The 18667-nt window shown below is 64.1% G+C and carries 18 protein-coding genes and 1 tRNA gene; 8 read left to right on the top strand and 11 right to left on the bottom strand.

Going from position 1 to position 18667, the window contains the following annotated elements; all coding sequences use genetic code 11:
* Nucleotides 1-71 precede the first annotated feature (71 nt).
* Nucleotides 72-800 carry an ATP12 family chaperone protein gene (locus KIO74_RS02945; RefSeq protein WP_213330361.1) on the top strand — a complete coding sequence of 243 codons (729 nt, stop codon included), beginning with the start codon at nt 72-74 and terminating at the stop codon, nt 798-800.
* Between the two features lie 11 nt (nt 801-811).
* Here the strand turns inward: KIO74_RS02945 and KIO74_RS02950 are convergent, their stop codons facing one another.
* Complete coding sequence (locus KIO74_RS02950) at nt 812-1783, bottom strand: glycosyltransferase family 8 protein (protein ID WP_213330363.1); 972 nt, start codon at nt 1781-1783, stop codon at nt 812-814.
* Nucleotides 1780-2955, bottom strand: a complete 1176-nt coding sequence (locus KIO74_RS02955; RefSeq protein WP_213330365.1) for a dipeptidase — start codon at nt 2953-2955, stop codon at nt 1780-1782. The genes KIO74_RS02950 and KIO74_RS02955 overlap by 4 nt, the downstream gene beginning before the upstream one ends.
* A 293-nt stretch (nt 2956-3248) precedes the next feature.
* On the opposite strand from KIO74_RS02955, the gene KIO74_RS02960 reads away from it, so the two are divergent.
* From KIO74_RS02960 to KIO74_RS02970, 3 genes are all read left to right on the top strand, one after another.
* On the top strand, nt 3249-3710 hold the full coding sequence (locus tag KIO74_RS02960) for a hypothetical protein (protein WP_213330367.1): 462 nt from the start codon (nt 3249-3251) through the stop codon (nt 3708-3710).
* Between the two features lie 245 nt (nt 3711-3955).
* Nucleotides 3956-4669, top strand: coding sequence for a DUF599 domain-containing protein (locus KIO74_RS02965; RefSeq protein ID WP_249730835.1), 714 nt, complete (start codon nt 3956-3958; stop codon nt 4667-4669).
* Between the two features lie 20 nt (nt 4670-4689).
* Nucleotides 4690-4968, top strand: coding sequence for a DUF3253 domain-containing protein (locus KIO74_RS02970; RefSeq protein ID WP_213330369.1), 279 nt, complete (start codon nt 4690-4692; stop codon nt 4966-4968).
* Here the strand turns inward: KIO74_RS02970 and KIO74_RS02975 are convergent.
* From KIO74_RS02975 to KIO74_RS03010, 8 genes are all read right to left on the bottom strand, one after another.
* Entirely contained in the window at nt 4928-5830 is a 903-nt protein-coding gene (locus KIO74_RS02975) for a YdcF family protein (protein ID WP_249730836.1), read from the bottom strand. The two genes, KIO74_RS02970 and KIO74_RS02975, sit on opposite strands and share 41 nt — an antisense overlap.
* 244 nt (nt 5831-6074) lie before the next feature.
* On the bottom strand, nt 6075-6635 hold the full coding sequence (locus KIO74_RS02980; RefSeq protein ID WP_213330371.1) for a lysozyme inhibitor LprI family protein: 561 nt from the start codon (nt 6633-6635) through the stop codon (nt 6075-6077).
* A 92-nt stretch (nt 6636-6727) separates the two neighbouring features.
* Complete coding sequence (locus tag KIO74_RS02985) at nt 6728-7573, bottom strand: aldo/keto reductase (protein ID WP_213330373.1); 846 nt, start codon at nt 7571-7573, stop codon at nt 6728-6730.
* A 27-nt stretch (nt 7574-7600) separates the two neighbouring features.
* Nucleotides 7601-8440: an ornithine lipid ester-linked acyl 2-hydroxylase OlsC gene (gene olsC / locus KIO74_RS02990; protein WP_213330375.1), complete on the bottom strand. Its 840-nt coding sequence runs from the start codon at nt 8438-8440 to the stop codon at nt 7601-7603.
* A gap of 532 nt (nt 8441-8972) precedes the next feature.
* Nucleotides 8973-10172, bottom strand: coding sequence for an isovaleryl-CoA dehydrogenase (locus KIO74_RS02995; RefSeq protein WP_213330377.1), 1200 nt, complete (start codon nt 10170-10172; stop codon nt 8973-8975).
* A gap of 139 nt (nt 10173-10311) precedes the next feature.
* Nucleotides 10312-11043, bottom strand: coding sequence for a glycoside hydrolase family 25 protein (locus KIO74_RS03000; protein WP_213330379.1), 732 nt, complete (start codon nt 11041-11043; stop codon nt 10312-10314).
* Nucleotides 11044-11079: 36 nt separating this feature from the next.
* Nucleotides 11080-12480 (bottom strand): magnesium transporter, encoded by a 1401-nt coding sequence (gene mgtE, locus KIO74_RS03005; RefSeq protein ID WP_213330381.1) that lies wholly within the window; start codon nt 12478-12480, stop codon nt 11080-11082.
* Between the two features lie 139 nt (nt 12481-12619).
* The gene (locus tag KIO74_RS03010) at nt 12620-13117 is read right to left on the bottom strand and encodes a CAP domain-containing protein (protein ID WP_213330383.1); all 498 of its coding nucleotides are present in this window, start codon (nt 13115-13117) and stop codon (nt 12620-12622) included.
* Nucleotides 13118-13332: 215 nt separating this feature from the next.
* Here KIO74_RS03010 and KIO74_RS03015 point away from each other — a divergent pair, with 215 nt between their 5' ends.
* The 3 genes from KIO74_RS03015 to KIO74_RS03025 all read left to right on the top strand — a co-directional run bounded on the left by KIO74_RS03015 (nt 13333) and on the right by KIO74_RS03025 (nt 17197).
* Nucleotides 13333-14523 (top strand): GNAT family N-acetyltransferase, encoded by a 1191-nt coding sequence (locus KIO74_RS03015; RefSeq protein WP_213330385.1) that lies wholly within the window; start codon nt 13333-13335, stop codon nt 14521-14523.
* 83 nt (nt 14524-14606) lie between these two features.
* Nucleotides 14607-15929 (top strand): lipopolysaccharide biosynthesis protein, encoded by a 1323-nt coding sequence (locus tag KIO74_RS03020; protein ID WP_213330387.1) that lies wholly within the window; start codon nt 14607-14609, stop codon nt 15927-15929.
* The gene (locus KIO74_RS03025) at nt 15926-17197 is read left to right on the top strand and encodes a GNAT family N-acetyltransferase (protein WP_213330389.1); all 1272 of its coding nucleotides are present in this window, start codon (nt 15926-15928) and stop codon (nt 17195-17197) included. Before KIO74_RS03020 ends, KIO74_RS03025 begins: the two co-directional genes overlap by 4 nt.
* A 116-nt stretch (nt 17198-17313) precedes the next feature.
* Here the strand turns inward: KIO74_RS03025 and KIO74_RS03030 are convergent.
* Nucleotides 17314-17399 (bottom strand) — tRNA-Leu (locus KIO74_RS03030).
* 476 nt (nt 17400-17875) lie between these two features.
* Between KIO74_RS03030 and lipB the strand changes: the two genes are divergently transcribed.
* Nucleotides 17876-18562, top strand: a complete 687-nt coding sequence (lipB, locus tag KIO74_RS03035; RefSeq protein ID WP_249730837.1) for a lipoyl(octanoyl) transferase LipB — start codon at nt 17876-17878, stop codon at nt 18560-18562.
* The last annotated feature ends 105 nt before the right edge of the window (nt 18563-18667 follow it).

Below are 18667 nucleotides of genomic sequence, written 5' to 3' on the forward strand. Positions count from 1 at the left end.
GGCCAACAGGAGAGATCGCGGTTAAAGAGAGGGATGCCGCCAGCCTTGCGTTGATAAGGAACAGCCTCCCCATGCCGCCTGAATCGCCTTCCCCCGCTCTCCCGAAGCGCTTCTACACCGTGGCTGGCGTGGACGCGCGGCCGGACGGTTTTGCGCTGGTGCTCGACGGACGCGGCGCGCGGACACCGGGGCGCAAGCCGCTCCAGTTTCCAACGCAGGCGATGGCCGAGGCTGTCGCCGCCGAATGGGCTGCGCAGGACGATGTCATCGATCCACGCCGGATGCCGCTGACCAGGCTCGCCAATTCAGCCATCGACGGGGTGGCTGACAATGGGGAGGCGGTCGCCGCCGAGGTCGTCCGCTATGCGGGCTCCGATCTCCTCTGCTACCGCGCCGATCATCCGGAGAAACTCGTCGCGCGTCAGGTGGCGCTGTGGGACCCGGTCCTCGATTGGGCGAGGGCGGAGCTCGGGGCGCGTTTCATTCTCGCGGAAGGGGTGATGCATGTGGAGCAGCCGGCTGCGGCTCTTGCTGCGGTGGCGGCGCGGGTCGCAACCTATCCCACACCCTTCGCCCTGGCCGCGCTCAATGTGATGACGACGCTCAGCGGCTCGGTGTTGCTGGCGCTGGCCGTCGCCGAGGGGCATCTGTCGCCGGGCGAGGCCTGGACGGCGGCCCATGTGGACGAGGATGCCCAGATCGAAGTCTGGGGCGAGGATGAGGAAGCCAGCGCCCGGCGCGAAGCGCGCTGGCTCGACTTCGCCGCCGCCGCCCATCTGTTCGCCCTGTCGCGCGCGTGATCTGAATGTGATCAGGGCCAGCCCGATGGGGTGTCGGCGAAGGCCTGGGTTCTGAGATAGGCGAGGAGCCTCCGGCGAAAAGCCGTGAAGGCCGCTGACAACGGCGTGGGCTCCCGCAAGGCATGAGGTGAGGGCAGGGCGTCGTTCGCCCAGGGCGTGGCCGCAAAACCCTCCCGATAGATCCGCGCGAAGCGATCCTCGCCCGCCCAGTCCATGAAGTGCCAGGGCTTTGGATGATTGACGAAATGCATCACCACCGGCGCGATCAGCGCTTCCAGATCGAGAAGCTGGAAGTCCCCCATGAAGTTGTAGCGGGGTGACAGGGCAAGCCAATTGCCCTGCAGCACCGCGTTGAGGGCGCTTTGATCGTGGAACAGGCAGCGTGCCGGCGCAGCCGTGAGAAAGGCGAGTGCCTTCTCCGTGACGGCTTGTTCACGCCACGCCTCCGGATCGATGACGAGAAGGCCGGAGTTGAAGTAGGGCTGGGCGAGCGGCAAGCCGAGGCCGGCGCGATAGGCGCGGAATTCCGCCGTCAGCGGCCCGTCCTCGAAATCCTTGAGGAAGATCATGTCAATGGCCGCGGCAACCGGGCACCCGGCAAGCTCCAGCCTGAGCAGGCGCGACAGGCCAGGACGCACGACCACCATGTCGGAATCGAGGTAGACGATGCGCCGGTAACGCTCGCCCAGCAGCGCCGGCAGGAACAGCCGGCGATAAGCGGCCTGGGTGACATGCCGCCCGAGCGGGAGTGCGGCGGTCTCTGACGACCTCTCCCAGGGCAACAGGGTGATGCGCGCGCGCATATCCGCCGGCAGGGCATCATAACCCGGCGCGATATCCTCCGCGTCGCAGAGGATGGCGATGTCGGCCGGCAGATCCCGCTCCGCCGCCAGGATGGAGCGGGCCGCGACGACGGCCGCCTTGAAATAGCGCGCGTCCGGAGTCAGGCAGAGGACGGCGCGGCGGTCGGGCGCGGGGATCACGCCGGAAAGTCGCCGGTCTGCCCGAGGGCCGGCGTCTCGGTCTTGCGCAGGCGGGCGCCGACGCGTTCAACGGCGCGGAAGACGCGCAGGAAATTGCCGCTGGCGAGCCCGGCGACAGCCTCGTCGGACCAGCCCCGGCGTATCATCTCGGCGAGGAGATGGGGAAAGCGGCTCACGTCCTCCAGCCCTTGCGGCGTCGGGCCGCCGAAGAAGTCCGAGCCGATCCCCACATGGGCCGGGCCGACGCGGTTGGCGATATAGTCGATATGATCGGCCAGCTGCTCCAGCGTGGCGCGGGGCTGCGCTCCTGCCTCGCGGACGCGCGCCCGCATCGCGGCCATCACGTCGATGCCCTCGGCATTCTTGCCGTAGGCGTCCTTGAAGGGGCGCGTCCAGTCACGTGAGGCCTGATTGATGAAATCCGGCACGAAGGTCGCCATGACGATCCCGCCGTTCGTCTTCACCCGGTCGAGCACATCGTCCGGCACGTTGCGGGGATGGTCGCAGAGGACGCGCGCGTTGGAATGCGAGAAGACGATCGGCGCCAGCGAGATGTCGAGGACCTGATGCATGACGTCGGCCGAGACATGGGCGCAGTCGACGATCATGCCAAGCCTGTTGAGTTCCTGCACCACGGCGCGGCCAAAGGCGGTGAGGCCACCATGGCGCGGGGCGTCGGTGGCCGCATCCACCCAATCGAGCGTCTCGTTGTGGCAGAGCGTCATCAGCCGCACGCCGGCGGCCTGCCAGATGCGCAGGGGCGCGAGGCTGTTCTCCAGCCCGACGCCGCTCTCCACCGTCATGAAGGAGGCAATCTTGCCGAGGGTCTTGGCGCGGGGAATGTCGCTCGCCCGCGTCGCCGGGAGGAAGACATCCGGGTAAAGCGCGTTCATGCGCCTGATGAGATCGATCTGCTCCAGCGTGGTCCGCGCGGGGTGCGGCACCGCCGTTGGCAGGAAGGCGGCCCAGAACTGCGCGCTGAGCCGCCCGGCCTTCATGCGGGGGATGTCGGTATCCGTATTCTGATGGACGCGGGTGAGGTCGTAGGCGGCGACGTCGCCCCGCGCCTGGCGATCGATCCGGATGACCCAGGGGAGGTCGTTATGACCGTCAACAAGGGGCAATGTCTCCAGTAACCTTTGGGCCTTTTCGAGGGCCAAATCCTTGCTCATGGTCGCTCCCTGGACGCCTCGCCAAGCGCAAATCGCATCTCAATAGGCTCAGCTAGGGTTCTGCTTAATGCGGGGTAAAGCAAGGGTTTGGCTTCAATTTTCCAATGAAAGCCAAGCTTTTCAACGCACGACCTTTAGCCGACAAGATTTGATCAACCACACCTGATCAGCATCGCTTAACCTGAAAATCCGGCAACCATTTCGCATTAACGGGTTGGCTAGGAGGGTTGCACGAAGGTTGACGCATCAAAGGCAATCAAGCGGCAAAAAATAAGGCCGCGGAGGCGTCGGTTATGATCAACAAGAAGCTTCGTGAATTCGTGGACAGGGCCCTCGATCACAACAGCATCTCGGATGAGGACGTGCAGCGGCTGCAGGCCGACATCCTCGCGGACGGCATCGCCACCCGCGCGGAAGCGGACGCGCTGATCGCCGTCGATCGCATCGTCAATCCCACGACACGCGCCTGGGGCGACGTGGTCATCGCTCTCATCGTCGACTATGTGGTGTGGGGCGAGCGTCCCAGCGGCATCGTGCGCGGCGAGGACGCCCACTGGCTCGTCGTCTCGCTTGGCGCCGGCGGCGGCCCGACCCCGGTGGCGCTGCGCCTCGCCCACGAAATCGTCCGCGAGGCGGCCCAGGTCGACGAGACGCTCCTGACCTTCATCCTGCGCAGCCAGCGCGGCATGCCCGAGACGGTCGTCGAAGACCTCGATCACTACCGCCGTCCCACCCGCCGGACCGTGGCGGCTTGAAATAATTCACACGTCCTTAAGCAAGATAACTACTCTGCGCGCCTGATTGTTGCTGGTTCGATTGCAATTGGCGCGGGATATACAAAATCGCCGAAGTCGTTTCGCACTGTTGAGCAATATATCGAGCCTATTGGGTGCTCGGCGGGCTTGTTGTTGAGAAAGCATCGTTTATCCGTTTGCCCCCTTCGGCTATACCGTTCCCTCGACAATGGTCCTGGCTGAGCGAGTCGAGAAGGAGGCATCCATTGACCGTCGCCGACTATGTGGGGTTGGTGTTCTTCGTCGCGGCCTGGCTCGGCTACCGCTTCATGGTGGAGGAGAGCCGCTTCGCGACGCGCGGCCTCAACAGTCGGATGCATCGCGCGCGCCATCTCTGGATGCAGCAGATGCTCTCGCGGGATCTGCGCATGATCGATACCGCGATCATGGGGACCTTGCAGAACGGCGCGGCCTTCTTTGCGTCGAGCTCCATCATCGCCCTTGGGGGCGCGCTGGCGTTGCTGCGCTCCGGCGATGAGGCGCTCGCCTTCCTGGCCGATCTGCCGTTGAGCGTGCCGGTGTCGCGGGCGGCCTGGGAGGTGAAGGTCGTCGGCCTCGTTCTCATCTTCGGCTACACGTTCTTCAAATTCGCCTGGTCCTATCGCCTGTTCAACTATGCGGCGATCCTGATGGGGGCGACGCCGATGGCCATCGATCGCGAGCGGCCGGAGGCGATGTTGGCGGCGCGGCGCGCCGCCAACATGAGCATCGCGGCCGCGCGCCATTTCAATCGCGGCCAGCGCTCGATCTTCTTTGCGCTTGCCTATCTCGGCTGGTTCATCAATCCCTATGCGCTGATGCTGACGACATCGGGCGTGCTGGCGGTGATGTGGCGCCGCCAGTTCTCGTCGGAGGCGCTGGCCGCGCTCGGCCCGGATGATGATCTCCGGCCCGAGGGCAGCGACGCGAGGGACGGGTGAGACGGAATGAGTGACGCGGAATGACAGGGCTTATACGGATTTCAGAGGCCGATCTCGAAAAGGCGATGCTCGATCTCGCCGCGCGCTGCGCGCCGGGCAAGACCTTCGATCCGACGGATGTGGCACGCGCCATAGCCGGCGCGTCGCCGGATTCGTGGGGGCGTATCATGCAGCCTGTGCGGCGGATGGCCGTGCGCTTGGCCGAGGAAGGCCGTCTCGTCATCTATCGCAAGGGCAAGCCCGCCGATCCGGCTGATTTCAAGGGTGTCTACCGGCTGGGGCCGCCGCGGCTCGATTGAGCGGCGCGGCTTTCCCGCCATTGGTGGGCGAGGGCAGGAGGGCGTCCGTATAGCCGTTGAGGCGATAGGCGATCAGCCCCATGGCCTCGCGCACGGTGAGGTCGGTGAGGCGCAGCCCCTCGGAGACCATGCGGAAGGGCCTGATATCGTCGATGCTGTCGTCAGCGCGGAAATCGACTGGGTAGGGCTCCACATCGAAGCCGGCGGCGCGGAACGTGCCCATGGCGCGTGGCATATGGAAGGCCGATGTGACGAGCAACCAGCGCTCGCCGGGCTGCGGCGTCACCAGCTTCGCCGTGAAGATGGCGTTTTCGCGCGTGTTGCGGGACTGGCCCTCATAGATCACGCGGCTGTCCGGAAGCGACGCGGACTGGAAGAGGCCGCGCGCCATCTCAGCCTCCGATACGGGGGAGCGCAGAAGGATGGCGTCATGCCCCCCGGTGAAGACGACGCGCGCCTCGGGATGCTGGTGGGCGAGCGCCAGCGCGGCCGATACGCGTGCGCCCGCGTCGGTCAGCCGCATCTGGCCGCGCCGGTAATCGAGCGCGCCGCCGAGCACGATGATGCCGTCCACCGGCCGGGCGGCGGCTGTCTCCGCGGTCATGGCGGGCGTCATGGGCGGGAACTGGCGCTCAAGCTCCCGGATCATCAGGCGCGGCACGGGACTCGACCCGAACACGAGAAAGCCGAGCGCGCCGAGCACGACAAGGGACCGGCCCATCTTGAAGAATCGTGTGAAGAGGAGCAAGGCGCCCAGGCACACGGTGGCCATCATCAACGTTGATGGCGCCGTCAGGAACCAGATGATTTTCGAGGCGTAAAAGAACATGAGCGCGTCCGACTGAAAGAACCAGCCGTTCATTCAAAATGCCAAAGCTTAACAGCCTCCTGTCAGCGCCCGGGTTCACCTCTCCCGGGCCAGGGGAGGTCGGTTGCGCAGCAACCGGGTCAGGGCAGGCGACATAGGGGGTCACCCTCACCCTGTCCCTCTCCCCGAGCCAAGTTGGCTGTTGCCAACTTGGCATTCGTGTCGAGCCCAACACGGCAACAGCCGTGTTGGGTGGGAGAGGGAATGCCAAAAGTTCATCGCGTGCCGGAGCAGACGCTCAACTGCGCTGCCTCTTTTTCTGGTGCTTGAGATAACGCTCGACCTCGATCGAGCGGGCCGCGATCTCGCGTAGCTCGCATCCCTTTTGCATGGTCACCGAGCGGTCCTCGGGGAGATCGTCGCTTATGAAGTCGCACTTCAGCTTATAGTAGTTCTGCCAGGCGCGTTGCAGCGTGGCGAAGCGCTTCCGCGCGGTGGCCGGCAGGGAGCGGTTGACCTCCGTGATCGAAGCCTCCAGCCGCGTCTGCCAGACCATGCGCTCGCGCTCGGTGCAGGAGGCCTCATGCCGGGTTCCCTGCGGCATGGTCAGCTTCACGCAAACCACCGCGACGGAGCCGATACAGGCATAAGGCGACTCGGCGCTGCCGGCGATGCAGGATTCGATGACCTCCTTGTCGGACTGGGTCGCGACGAGCTTCGGGGCGAGCCCGAAGGCGTTCGCGCCCGTGTCCTCCTCGCCCGCGAAAACGCTGGTGGCGGCGAGGCAGGCGATTGCGAATGTGGTCGGCCCGAAGCGCTTCATGGGGGAGCCTATAGCCCGGACAGGAGGCAGTATCATGGCAAAGCTCACGGTCACGATCAACACGCCGCCCGCCCGGGGAGGTCACGCCCCGGCGGGTGTCGACTGTCGACTATCGCCGTGGATTCGGGCTATTTCGGGCCGTCCCATTGCGGACCCCAGCTCGGATTGATCTGCCGTCCATCGGGTCGTGCCAGGGCCGAGATCGCCGCCATGTCGTCGTCGTCGAGCGCGAAATCGAAGATGCGGCTGTTCTCCACGATTCGATCCGGAGACTGCGATTTCGGGATCGCGACTACATCCGGTTGCTGGATATGCCAGCGGAGCACGACCTGTGCCGGGGTGCGCTCGGTCCGCTCGGCGATCGCCGCGATCACCGGATCCGAGAGGATCTTCGTCCGGCCGAGAGGCGCGTAGGACGTGAAGGCTATGCCATGGCGCCGACAGGCCGCGAGAACCGCGCTCTGGTCCAGACGCGGATGATACTCGCACTGGTTGGTGGCGAGCGGCTCCGCGCTGTGGTGAACAGCTTCCTCGATCAGCGCGACGGGGAAATTGGACACCCCGATATGGCGCACAAGGCCTTCCCGCTTCGCCGCGTTCAGCGCGCGCATCGATTCCTTGAGCGGAATGGATGGGTTCGGCCAGTGAATCAGGATGAGGTCGAGATAGTCGAGCTTCAGCCGCTTGAGGCTTGCCTCGGCCGCGCGCTCCAAAGCCCCGGAACCGATCTGTTCGGGCGGCACCTTCGAGGTAATGAAGATGCCCTCACGCGGCACGCCGGCGGAACGCAGGCCCTCGCCGACCGCCTCCTCGTTGTCATAGGCGATCGCCGTGTCGAGGTGCCGGTAGCCGTTCTGGAGTGCTGCCTCGACCGCCGCTGCGGCCTCGTCATTGCGGGACTGCCAGGTGCCGAGCCCGAGGACGGGCATGTTGGCTCCATTGGCGGGAACGGTGGGATAGGCGACAGTGGCCATGGCGGGCTCCGGTTCGGGCGAAGGCGATCAGCTAGCCTTGTTGCGGAGAGCTTCCGCCTCCGCATAGAAGCGTTTTTCCCATTCGTTGTGATTGTCGAGCCCCTCGCGGATGAAGGGTGTGAAGATCGCGATGTTCAGGAGCGCCCAGTTGACCAGGCGCGCGGGAAAGCGCAACGGCTTCACGAAATCGACGAACAGGACCACACGCGTCTTGTCTGTATGGTTCCAGGCCTCATGGTTGAAGGCGTCATCGAAGATCAGCGCCTTGCCTTCTTCCCAATGGCAGATCTGCTTGTCGACACGGATGGCGAGCTTGTCCCGCGGTTCCGGCACGATCAGGCCGACATGCAGGCGCAGCACGCCGTTGTAAGGCCCGCGATGCGCCGGCAGATGCTTGCCGGGCTCGAAGATGGAGAACATGGCCGTCTTCAGGCCCGGGATCTTCTGGACGATGCGCCAGGTTTCCGGGCATTGCTTGATGTTGTTCTCGGACTTCAGCCCATAGCCGGCGAGAAAGAACGTCTTCCAGCCCGTGTCCTGGCTGATGGTTTTAACGTCCGTTGAAATGTCCTGGAATGATGGCAACTCGCTCTGGCGCAGCAGCACCTTGTCGAGCTCGGCGCGGATGAGATGCGATTCCTTCTCGATTTCGAGCGCCCAGGGGAATGTGGCCTTATCGTAGACCGGCGGGTTGCCGACCTTGGAATATTTGAGGTTCAGCCCCTCGGCCCAACCGACGATACCCATCAGAATGCGGGTCACGAGGCTCGCGCGCTCCATCGGCGCGATCCCATCGGTCCCGAAGGTCTGCTTGGCATCCGTCGCCGGAGCGCCATTCGTCTGGTCGGTCGTTGCAGGTGAGGTCATCGCTACGAAGTCCGTTTGGTCCACACAGGGCCTCAGCCCGTCACAGCCGACTCGATGACGACCGTGACAAACATCAGCATCATCTCAAGACACTGCCATGATCGTCCGGATTCGCGCAAATGTCATAAATCAAGCTAATGTTATGTGGTCGCTTGGATATTTGCCAATAACCCAAGAGTGCGCGCCGCGAATTCAGTATAACATCCATCAAGCACTTCTCGAGTGCGATATAATATCAGTCTCGATTTGTCATCGGTGAATTTTCATGCAATCGGATAAGTATTAATTCGCAATTCTCCTGAGGAGATGCGCATTGTTTAAAATAATTCCAAATTTCTCCGGGCGGCAATGCGTTTCGTGACTGCCGATCGCGCGCATCGGCGCTTCACATCCCGCTCCGGGAAGGGCCGCATGATGTGCGCGAACGCACTCTATTATTCTTTGCTGTGATTTCCACCTTTGGACGACCGCGTCGCGCCCCTCGAACAAGGCTGACAGCGCGATCATTGGCCCTCACCGCGATACCAGGGGGTCAGGCTGTCTTCGAAAACAATTCGCGGCCGATCAGCATGCGCCGGATCTCGCTTGTGCCGGCTCCGATCTCGTAGAGCTTGGCGTCGCGCAGCAGCCGCCCGGTCGGATAATCGTTGATGTAGCCATTGCCGCCGAGAAGCTGGATGGCATCAAGGGCGCATTGGGTCGCGCGCTCGGCGGCGTAGAGGATGGCGCCGGCGGCGTCCTGGCGGGTCGTCTCGCCCCGGTCGCAGGCACGGGCCACCGCATAGACATAGGCGCGCGCCGCGTTGGTGGTGACATACATATCGGCGAGCTTGCCCTGCACGAGTTGAAACTCCCCGATCGGCTGGCCGAATTGCTTGCGCTCATGCACATAAGGCAGCACGACGTCGAGGCAGGCCTGCATGATGCCGATGGGCCCGGCGGCGAGCACCGCGCGTTCATAGTCGAGGCCGGACATCAGCACCTTGACGCCTTCGCCTTCGGTGCCGAGCACGTTCTCCGCCGGCACCTCGCAGTCCTGGAAAATCAGTTCGCATGTGTCGGAGCCGCGCATGCCGAGCTTGTCGAGCTTCTGCGCTGTGGAGAAGCCCATCATGCCCTTCTCGATCAGGAAGGCGGTGATGCCGCGGGGACCGGCAGCTGGGTCCGTCTTGGCCGAGGCAATCTTGGCATAGACCACCAGCGTATCGGCCACCGGCCCGTTGGTGATCCACATCTTGTTGCCATTAAGGATGTAGCGGTCGCCGCGCTTTTCGGCGCGGGTCTTCATGGACACCACGTCCGAGCCCGCGCCTGGCTCGGACATCGCCAGCGCGCCGACATGCTCGCCGGTGATGAGCCTCGGCAGGTAACGCGCCTTCTGCGCCGCGCTGCCATTGCGGCGGATCTGGTTGACGCAGAGGTTGGAATGGGCGCCATAGCTCAGGCCGACCGAGGCCGAGGCCCGGGAGATCTCTTCCATCGCGATACAATGCTCGAGATAGCCGAGGCCCGCTCCGCCGTACTCTTCCTCGACGGTGATGCCATGGAGACCGAGCGCGCCCATGGCGGGCCATAAATCGCGCGGGAAGATGTTGCTGCGATCGATCTCTTCGGCGCGGGGGGCTATTTCGGATGCCGCAAAGCTGCGTACCGTCTCGCGGATGGCATCTGCGGTCTCGCCGAGATCAAATCCCAAGCCGAAACCCAATCCCGAAAAAGCGCCGGGCGCCATCGACGCCTCCCTTGCCATTGTCTTTGGCCGCCAGCTTACCGGCGGCCGCGTGACAAGTCATCGCAAGAGTGATGCAAGAGTGATGGAGGAAGCGGTCGCGGTGCGCCCAAGAGGAGAGGGCGCAGGCAACCGCGACCGGTCAGAGCTGCCCATTAAGGAATTTTTCCCACATCGATGCGGTGCCGAAGAAGGCGTTGCGGTCCACCTTCTCCTTGATGCCCGGAACCTGTCCCACCGCCGTATACTGCCAGAACCACCAGTTCCTGTGGTCGAAGCGGCTGGTGGGATAGCGGCGGATGCTGCGGACCCAGATCGGGTAGGCCTCGAAGTCATCCTTGATCACGTCGTTGAAGAACGTGATGTCGGTATAGATCACCGGCCGTTTGCCATAGGCGCGCTCCATTTCCTCGAGCATGATGCGCATTTCCGCCCGCGCCTGGGCGCGTGGAATGGTCTTCGGGCAGGTCTTGGAATGTCCGTTCCACTCCACGTCGAGGACCGGTGGCAACGCGTCGGGATCGTACGGGACGACCTGCTTGAACCACTCGACCTGCTCGCGCGCCGGCCGGCACCAATAGGTGAAGTGATAAGCGCCGCGCGGCACGCCGGCCGCTTTCGCCGCATACCAGTTCTGCTCGAACTTGGGATCCTTGTGGTCGCCGCCCTCGGTCGACTTGATCCAGGCAAAATAGACCCCGCCTCGTCGCACGGCGTTCCAGTCGATGTCGCCTTGCCAGCGCGACACGTCGATGCCGTGGATAGGATAGTCCTCGGGGACGGGATCACGTGCCGGTCCAGCGCAGGCGCTGACGACAAGTGCGACGACCACGCACAGGGCTTTGCGAAGGGAGGGGGAGGAAAACGCGAGCATAAATCAACGTTTTGACTGAAAAGATTTAAGTTCTCTTTACGACCGACTTAGCCACAGCGTTGCGATGCCAAGAAATGAAAAGAATCCGATCACATCGGTGACAGTCGTGACGAACGGGCCTGATGACACCGCCGGATCGATTTTGAAGCGGTGGAGCGCGAGGGGGATAAGGATGCCGCCGATGGCCGCGGCGGTCAGCACGATCATGAGGGCTAGCCCGATGATGACGCCGAGGCCCGCCACGCCGGACCAGAGCGCGGCCATGGTGCCGAGCAGGAGCGCGAAGCCGACGCCGTTCATCAGCCCCACGGTCATCTCGCGGCGGATGACGCGCCAGGCATTGGCCCGCCCGAGCTGGCGCGTTGCGATGGCGCGCACGGTCACCGTCATGGTCTGGGTGCCCGCGTTGCCGCCCATGGACGCCACGATCGGCATGAGGACAGCGAGCGCCACCATCGCCTGGATCGAGGCTTCGAAGGTGTCGATGACGCTCGCCGAGACGAGCGCGGTGAGGAGATTGGCGAACAGCCAGGGGAAACGGCCCTTGACCGTATTCCAGACGCTGTCGGACAGCTCTTCGTCGGCCTTGACGCCGCCCAGCGCCTTCAGGTCCTCGTCCGCCTCCTCGTCGAGCACGTCGACGATGTCGTCGACCATCATGACGCCGACAAGGCGCTCGCTGTCATCGACGACGGGTACGGAGACGAGGTTGTAGTGCTGCATCAGGAGCGCGACTTTCTCCTGGTCGTCGGTCGCATGGACGCGCTGGTGGTCTTCGGTGGCGATCGTGTCGATGCGATCGCCCCACCGGGCCCGCATCAGCTTGTCGAGGGGGACCGCGCCGAGAAGGCGATGGGCGGGATCGACGATGAAGACCTCGTAGAAGGTGTCGGGAAGGTCCGCCGTGTCCCTGATGTAATCGACGGTCTGCCGCACGCTCCAGAAGGGCGGTACCGCGATGCAGTCCGTCTGCATGCGGCGACCGGCCGATTCCTCGGGATAGTCGAGGCCGCGCTGGAGCGCGATCCGTTCCAGCGCCGGCAGCTTCTCCAGGATCTCGGCCTGGTCGTCGTGGTCGAGATCCTCGAGAATATAGACGGCATCGTCGACGTCGAGATCGCGAACGCCCTCGGCGACCTCGTCGTTCGACAGTTCCTCGAGGATTTCCTCGCGGACGGTGTCATCGACCTCAGTGAGCGCCGTGAAGTCGAAGTCCTTGCCGAGCAGGCTGATCAGCCGGGGACGGTCATCCGGCTGGAGCGCTTCCAGCAGGGAGCCCACATCCGCCTCGTGGAGGTCTCCCACCAAGTCGCGCAGGTCGTCGCCGTCGCCCGCGCGGATGGCCGTCGCGGCGCGCTCGATGACGGACGGCCAGATTTCCCCATCCGCGTTGCGAAAGCTGTTCGCCTCAGCCGTCGTGTCTCTGACGTCAGACATACTCGGCTCCGGTTACTTCAGGCTTTCGGGGGCGGGGCGGGGAATGCCGGAGCTCGGACGGAATCAGAGCGCTGCATCCGCTTCACTCGTTGTCCTATCCACGGCGTTTTTCAAGCTTTAGCTGATCCATGTGACAGCGCTAAAGCTTTGGGCGGCCATCCGGCGTCATGTCCGGGCTCGCTAGAACGAGCGCCCAGTAATTCTTGCCCGCCCCCCGCGCCCGCGCGAGACCGATCCGGGTCGCTTGCGGCAGGAGGAGGTTCTGGCGGTGGCCAGGGGAGGCCTTCCAGCCGCGTATGGCGCTTGCGAGATCCCGATAGCCCATGCCGAGGTTTTCCGCGCTGTAGCCCCAGATGAAACCCATGCCCTGCATGCGGCTGGAGAAGCTACCGGCAACCGTGTGAGACAGCGTGTCGCTCGCCGCCATGGCCTTCGCCTGCTGGAGAGCGGCTTCGTTTAGCCGGCTGTCGACAACCACTGGACCGAGACCCTGACTTTGCCGAAACTCCGAGATTGCCGCCGCCGCCGCCGGTGCGTCACGGGTGCTGGCTTCCTCGATCGGATAGCGCGACCGTGGGCCGGCGCAGGCGACAATGACCAGGCACAGCGTGAGCACACACAGCGGTCTCAATCCCATCCCGACATCTCCCTTCGCGCGAAGCAACCCTTGCTTCGACGACAAAACTGATGTGGCAAATCAATGGCGCTGTCAGCAGATCGTCTCGGCGTCAATGCATCTTATGATTGTGAAAGAATGCAGAAATAAATCATAGGTAGTGTTTCCTCGAAGGCCCCGCTGTAGGGGACAATCGAGGGGGTGCCGTGCCGATCGAGCTGCGACTCTTTCAATCCATGCAATCAGTTGAGGGCCCCTGGCGCATACTGGAAGCTGACGGCTATCTTACACCGTACCAGCGCTTTGATTTTCTCCGGGCGTATCTCGCCACCGTGCCGGACGAGCGTCGCGCCATTGTGGCTGTCGGCTTTTTCGTGGGGCAAAGGCCGATTGCCCTGCTGCCGCTGGCCATCACACGGCGCTTCGGTGTAGCGACGGCACAGCTGGTCGGCGCGGAGCTGGGCGGCAGCGGCTGTCTGATCACGGGGAGAGGAGCCGACGCGCGGGTGTCCGATGCCCTGCTCCACAGGGCATTTGACCTTGTGCGAAAGGAGATCGGGCGGCTCGATCTGGTCAATCTGAAGAACCTGCCGCCGACCTGGTTCGAGCGGCAAAACCCATTGCTCTTTCTGCCCCATTGGCGCGCGTCAGATGATCTCTACAGCCTCGCGATCGACGCCGGCACGTTCGCACGCCGCATCAGAGCCAAGCGCCGCGCCAATATCGAGCGCGGCAGGCGGCGGCTGAAGGAGCTGTTCGGGCCTCTTTCCTTCAGGAGGGCGACGACGTCCGCGGAGCTCTCCGCCATCCATGAAGCTTTTCTGTCCCAGCGTGGACAGCGCTTCGCGCGGATGGGCATCGACAATGTCTTCGCGCGGGAAGAGGTCGTGTCCTTCTTCCTCGAGGCGTCGCGCCAGTCGTTCGGCGCCGCGCGCCCGGCCCTCTGCTTCCACGCGCTCTACGCCGGGGATGAAATCGTCGCCACGGCTTGCGGCACGTTCTGCGGCTCGCATTACTCGATGTATATCAACTCCACCGCTCCGGGGCCTGCCGCGAAATACAGCCTGACGGCTATCCTCATGCAGGAACTCATGCACGAGCTCGTCGCCTGTGGCGTGACGTCGATCGACATGGGCGTCGGCGATTTTCCCTACAAGCTTGAATGGACGGATCCCATCCCGCTGTTCGACAGCGTCGTGGGCATCAGCACGGTCGGTCGTGTCCTCGCGCCCCTCATCATGGCGAGAGGCATGGCGAAACGCCTCATCAAGCGCAATGACCGTCTATGGTCGATCGTCAGCCAGGTCAGGCTCGCACGCCATCGTCTCCATCTCTTTGGCGAGCGTCTCTGGGAGCGGTTCGGCCAACGGGCCGCCAGCGCGATCGCCTGGTGCTCGCTGTTCGATCACGCGGTGCAGGTGCTGTGAAGCGCTGCGCTGGAGTTGCCGCCTCGATACGGGCCATGGTGCCACACACAGGTTCGGGGAAGGCGCGACAAGGGGCAGCGGTGATGGGCGCCCGCCTGGCGGGCGCCGCCCTCGGCTTCGCCGGCCAGGCCATGGCCGCTCGCATGCTCGGGCCCGATGAATTCGGGCGCTATGGCGTCATGCTGGTCTGGCTGCTGCTTCTTGGTCATGCGGCATCCGCCGGAACAAGTCAGCTCGTCTATCGCAACCTGGCGGTTTATCGCGTCGCGGGATCGCGGGATCTGGCGCTCGGTCTCCTGCGCATGGCGGGGGCGATGGTGTCGATCACTTCCCTAGTGCTTGCAGGAGGGGGCATCCTCGCGCTGCATCTGATGCTGTCCGGCATCGATAGCCGCTATTTGGTTCTCGGCACGATGGCGCTCGGCGCGGTGCCGCTTCTGGCGACGCAGGATCTGCTCGAGGCGATCGCGCGCGGCCTCGACCGGCCGGTGCTCGGCATCGGGCCTGCCTTCCTCCTCCGCCATCTCGCACTGCTTGCCGGCCTCGGCGCATTGGGCCTCATCGGTGCCGGCGCCGATGAGGTCACCGTTCTCGGCCTGACGATCGGCGGGTTGGCCATGAGTATCGTGGTTCAGGCCTGGCTCGTCCTCCCCCATGTCTTGCCGCTGCTGCGCGGCGCACGGCCGCTCTACCACCGGGCGCCATGGCTGCGGACCGCCTTGCCGATTGCCCTGGTGGAAGCGGCGGAGGTGCTTTTCCAGAACATGGACATGGTCGTGCTCGCGATCTTCGTGCCGGCCGGGGACGTAGCGCTTTATTTCGCCGCGACACGCCTTGTCCAGGTCCTCGGCTATGTTCCCTACGCGACATCGGCGGTGACGGCGCAGACCTACGCGGTGCTGGGGGAGGCGGGCGACCGGCTTAGCCTGCAAAGACTGATCGGGAGGGCGACCCTGGCCGTGACGAGCCTCGTCGGGCTGGGCGCGGTCAGCCTGTCGCTGGCAGGTGGGCCGCTTCTTGGCTTGTTCGGCGCGGAGTTCCGGGCAGCATCAGGGCTCCTTCCGGTTCTGTGCGCTGGTCTCGTCATCGCGTCCGCGCTGGGGCCGGGCGAGGATGTCCTCGCCATGCTCGGCCAGGAACGGACCTGCGCGCGCATTTATATGGCGGCGCTGGCTGCTGGCCTCATGGCGCATCTCGTCCTGATTCCCGCCCACGGCGCCACGGGCGCGGCCATCGCGATGGCCTTCGCACTCAGTTTGCGCGGCTTGCTCATGGCTTTTGTCGCCTACCGGCGCCTCGGTCTCGTTCTGCCTATCGGGGGTGGATTGCTGATGGCGCCGCCAGTCAGGGGCGTCGCGAGCTCTGGGACCGTCGCCACCGAGATAGTTCCCGGTGAGCAGCGATGAGCGGGGTGACGGGATCGCACAAGGGGGATGCGTTGCAGGATCAAGGTCTTCTCGGGTCACGGGCGGACGATACGTCCCGACCGGAGGTCGTTCTGGCTTGCCTCGACGCCGGCGAGATCGCCGATCTTGACCCCAACGGCTGGGACGAACTGTCGCGCCACGCGCTGGAGCCCAATCCATTCTATAGCCGTGGCTACGTCCTCGCGGGCCTACAGACGATCGACCGGCATATCGGTCTGCGCATTGGGGTGATGACGGCTGCCGGGCGGATGATCGGTTTGTTCCCCTTCCATCGGCGGGGACCGCGCGGGCGGGGCATCGCCATCGCGGCGGGAAATCTCTACCAGTTTTGCGGCACCCCACTGGTTCATCGGGACTACGCCGAGGCCGTTCTGGAGCGCTGGACGGTGGCGGCCAGGCAAGGCGAGCTCCCAGCCCTATGGCGCTTCAATCATATCGGCCTCGAGGGCCCGCTGATGGCGTTATGGGCGCGCGTGCTGGCGCGGCACGGCCACGTGCTGCGGCGGATCTACCAGTATGAGAGGCCGCGTCTGACCTACACTGAGGGAGGCTTCGAGACCCATTGCAGGCAGTTCGTGTCCAAGACACGCGTCAAGGATGTTCAGCGGACGATTCGCCGCTTGGAGGAACTAGGGAAGCTTCGCTTCGAGCGAGCGACCCATGCCGCGGACATCCGACAGAGGCTGGAGGATTTCCTGGCCATCGAGAACGCGGGGTGGAAGGGGCGGGCGGGCAGTTCCTTCCTGGCACGACCGCAAGATGCGCGTTTCGCCCGTCTCGCATTCAGGGGTGGGCAGGGGCTCGGTACGGGGAGCGGAACTGGGATCGGCACAGGGGCCATTCCGGGATCCGCGACGACTGTGACAGATAGCCTGCTGCTCGATGACAAGCCGATCGCCGTCAGCCTCAATCTCGTTGCCGGCAATACGATGTTCACGCCGAAGACGACCTACGACGAGGCCTATCGGCGTTACAGCCCCGGTCTCGTTCTGGAAGTTCGTGTCATGCAGGCGTTCTTCGATGAGCACGCAGGGAGCGCCGCGGCCAACGGGGCGGCGATGGACGCGGCCACGACCATGGATGGCCATCTCGTTCAAGGGCTTTGGAATACCACGAGAATGATGGGATCCGTGCTGATCGGCCCCGACAGGCGGCGCACTTATGCCCAAGCTCTCTATGAGAGTGGGCATCACCGCCTGCGCGAGGCGGCGAAGACATATTTGAAGGGGTACAGGGGTTTGAAATAATGGAAACAGCGCCGCATCAGATCTCGATCCTGACGGGCTTCAACCTTTTGGGCTACCGGCGATCGTCTCGCTCTCACCCCAACTTCCCGGTCGTTGCACCAACCCTCTTATGGGGTTGGTGCGGTCGAGAGGACTCGAACCTCCACTCCTTTTGGGAACTACCACCTCAAGGTAGCGCGTCTACCAGTTCCGCCACGACCGCATTCGCTTCAGCGGTTGATCACCGAAGCGAGCGTGGATCTAACAGATCGATCGGGAGCCTACAAGAGCCTCAAGACGCTTTCGTGAAGAGTTCTTGCGCTTTCCCATCGTTCTTTGCCTCGCTCTCTCACGCAAAGCCTTGCCAGCCTTCGTTCCGCAGCGCTTCAGCTGATCATCGGGGCTTGTGGAAACCTTGAATGAAGCCCAATTTGGCTAGAATGGAATCGCCCCAGAGTGCGGGTGGCGAAGGTGCGGGTACCGCCGGGAAGCGCGATCGCACATCGCGATTCATACGCGTGAGCTATCCGCGATACAGAACGGGAATCGGGAAGCGGGCTGTTGCCTTCGCGGCAGGTCTTCAGACTTCACTCCGAACAGAATGGCATGACAATAACTCCCGGTATAACAACTTCTGGCAAAACAGCTTCTGGCACGACCACTTCAGGGCAGACCCGTGAGAGCCTGGCAGGTGCGACGATGCGGTCGACGACGGGAGTGCCCGTCGCGTGGATCGTCACTGAGGGATTGGTCGGCTACGAGGCGGCGATGGCGGCGATGGAGGCGCGTGTCGCGGCGATCGCCGAGGGCTTGGCCAGCGAATGCGTCTGGCTCATCGAGCATCCGCCGCTCTACACGGCGGGCACATCCGCCAACGATGTGGATCTCGTTGATCCCGCCCGTTTTCCCGTCCACCGTACCGGCCGGGGAGGGCAATATACCTACCACGGGCCGGGCCAGCGTGTGGCCTATGTCATGCTGGACCTGAAGCAGCGCGCCCAGGATCTGCGACTGTTCGTCTCGACACTGGAGCAATGGCTGATCGCGACCCTCGACGGCTTCAATATCCGCGGCGAACGCCGCGAGGACCGGGTGGGCGTCTGGGTGCGCCGGCCCGACAAAGGAGCATTGACCGAGGACAAGATCGCGGCGATCGGCATTCGCGTGCGTCGCTGGGTCACCTTTCACGGCATCAGCCTCAATGTCGAACCGGACCTCGGGCATTTCTCGGGGATCGTTCCCTGCGGCGTCACCCAGCATGGGGTCACAAGCCTGGTGGATCTCGGGATTCCGATCACCATGCCTGAAGTGGACACCGTGTTGCGACGCGCGTTCGAGGACCGCTTTGGCCCCACGGTTTCCGTGGACGGACGCAGCCTGCTTTAGCGGGTCCGGGTGGGAATTTGCCCCCATAAGCGCAACCGGTCTTGCGTCCCTCCCGCCGAGCGTCCGATAAATGCGGCTCATACCGCGTTGAAAAGGCGATCGGGG

The organism is Chelatococcus sp. HY11, assembly GCF_018398335.1.
GTDB lineage: Bacteria > Pseudomonadota > Alphaproteobacteria > Rhizobiales > Beijerinckiaceae > Chelatococcus.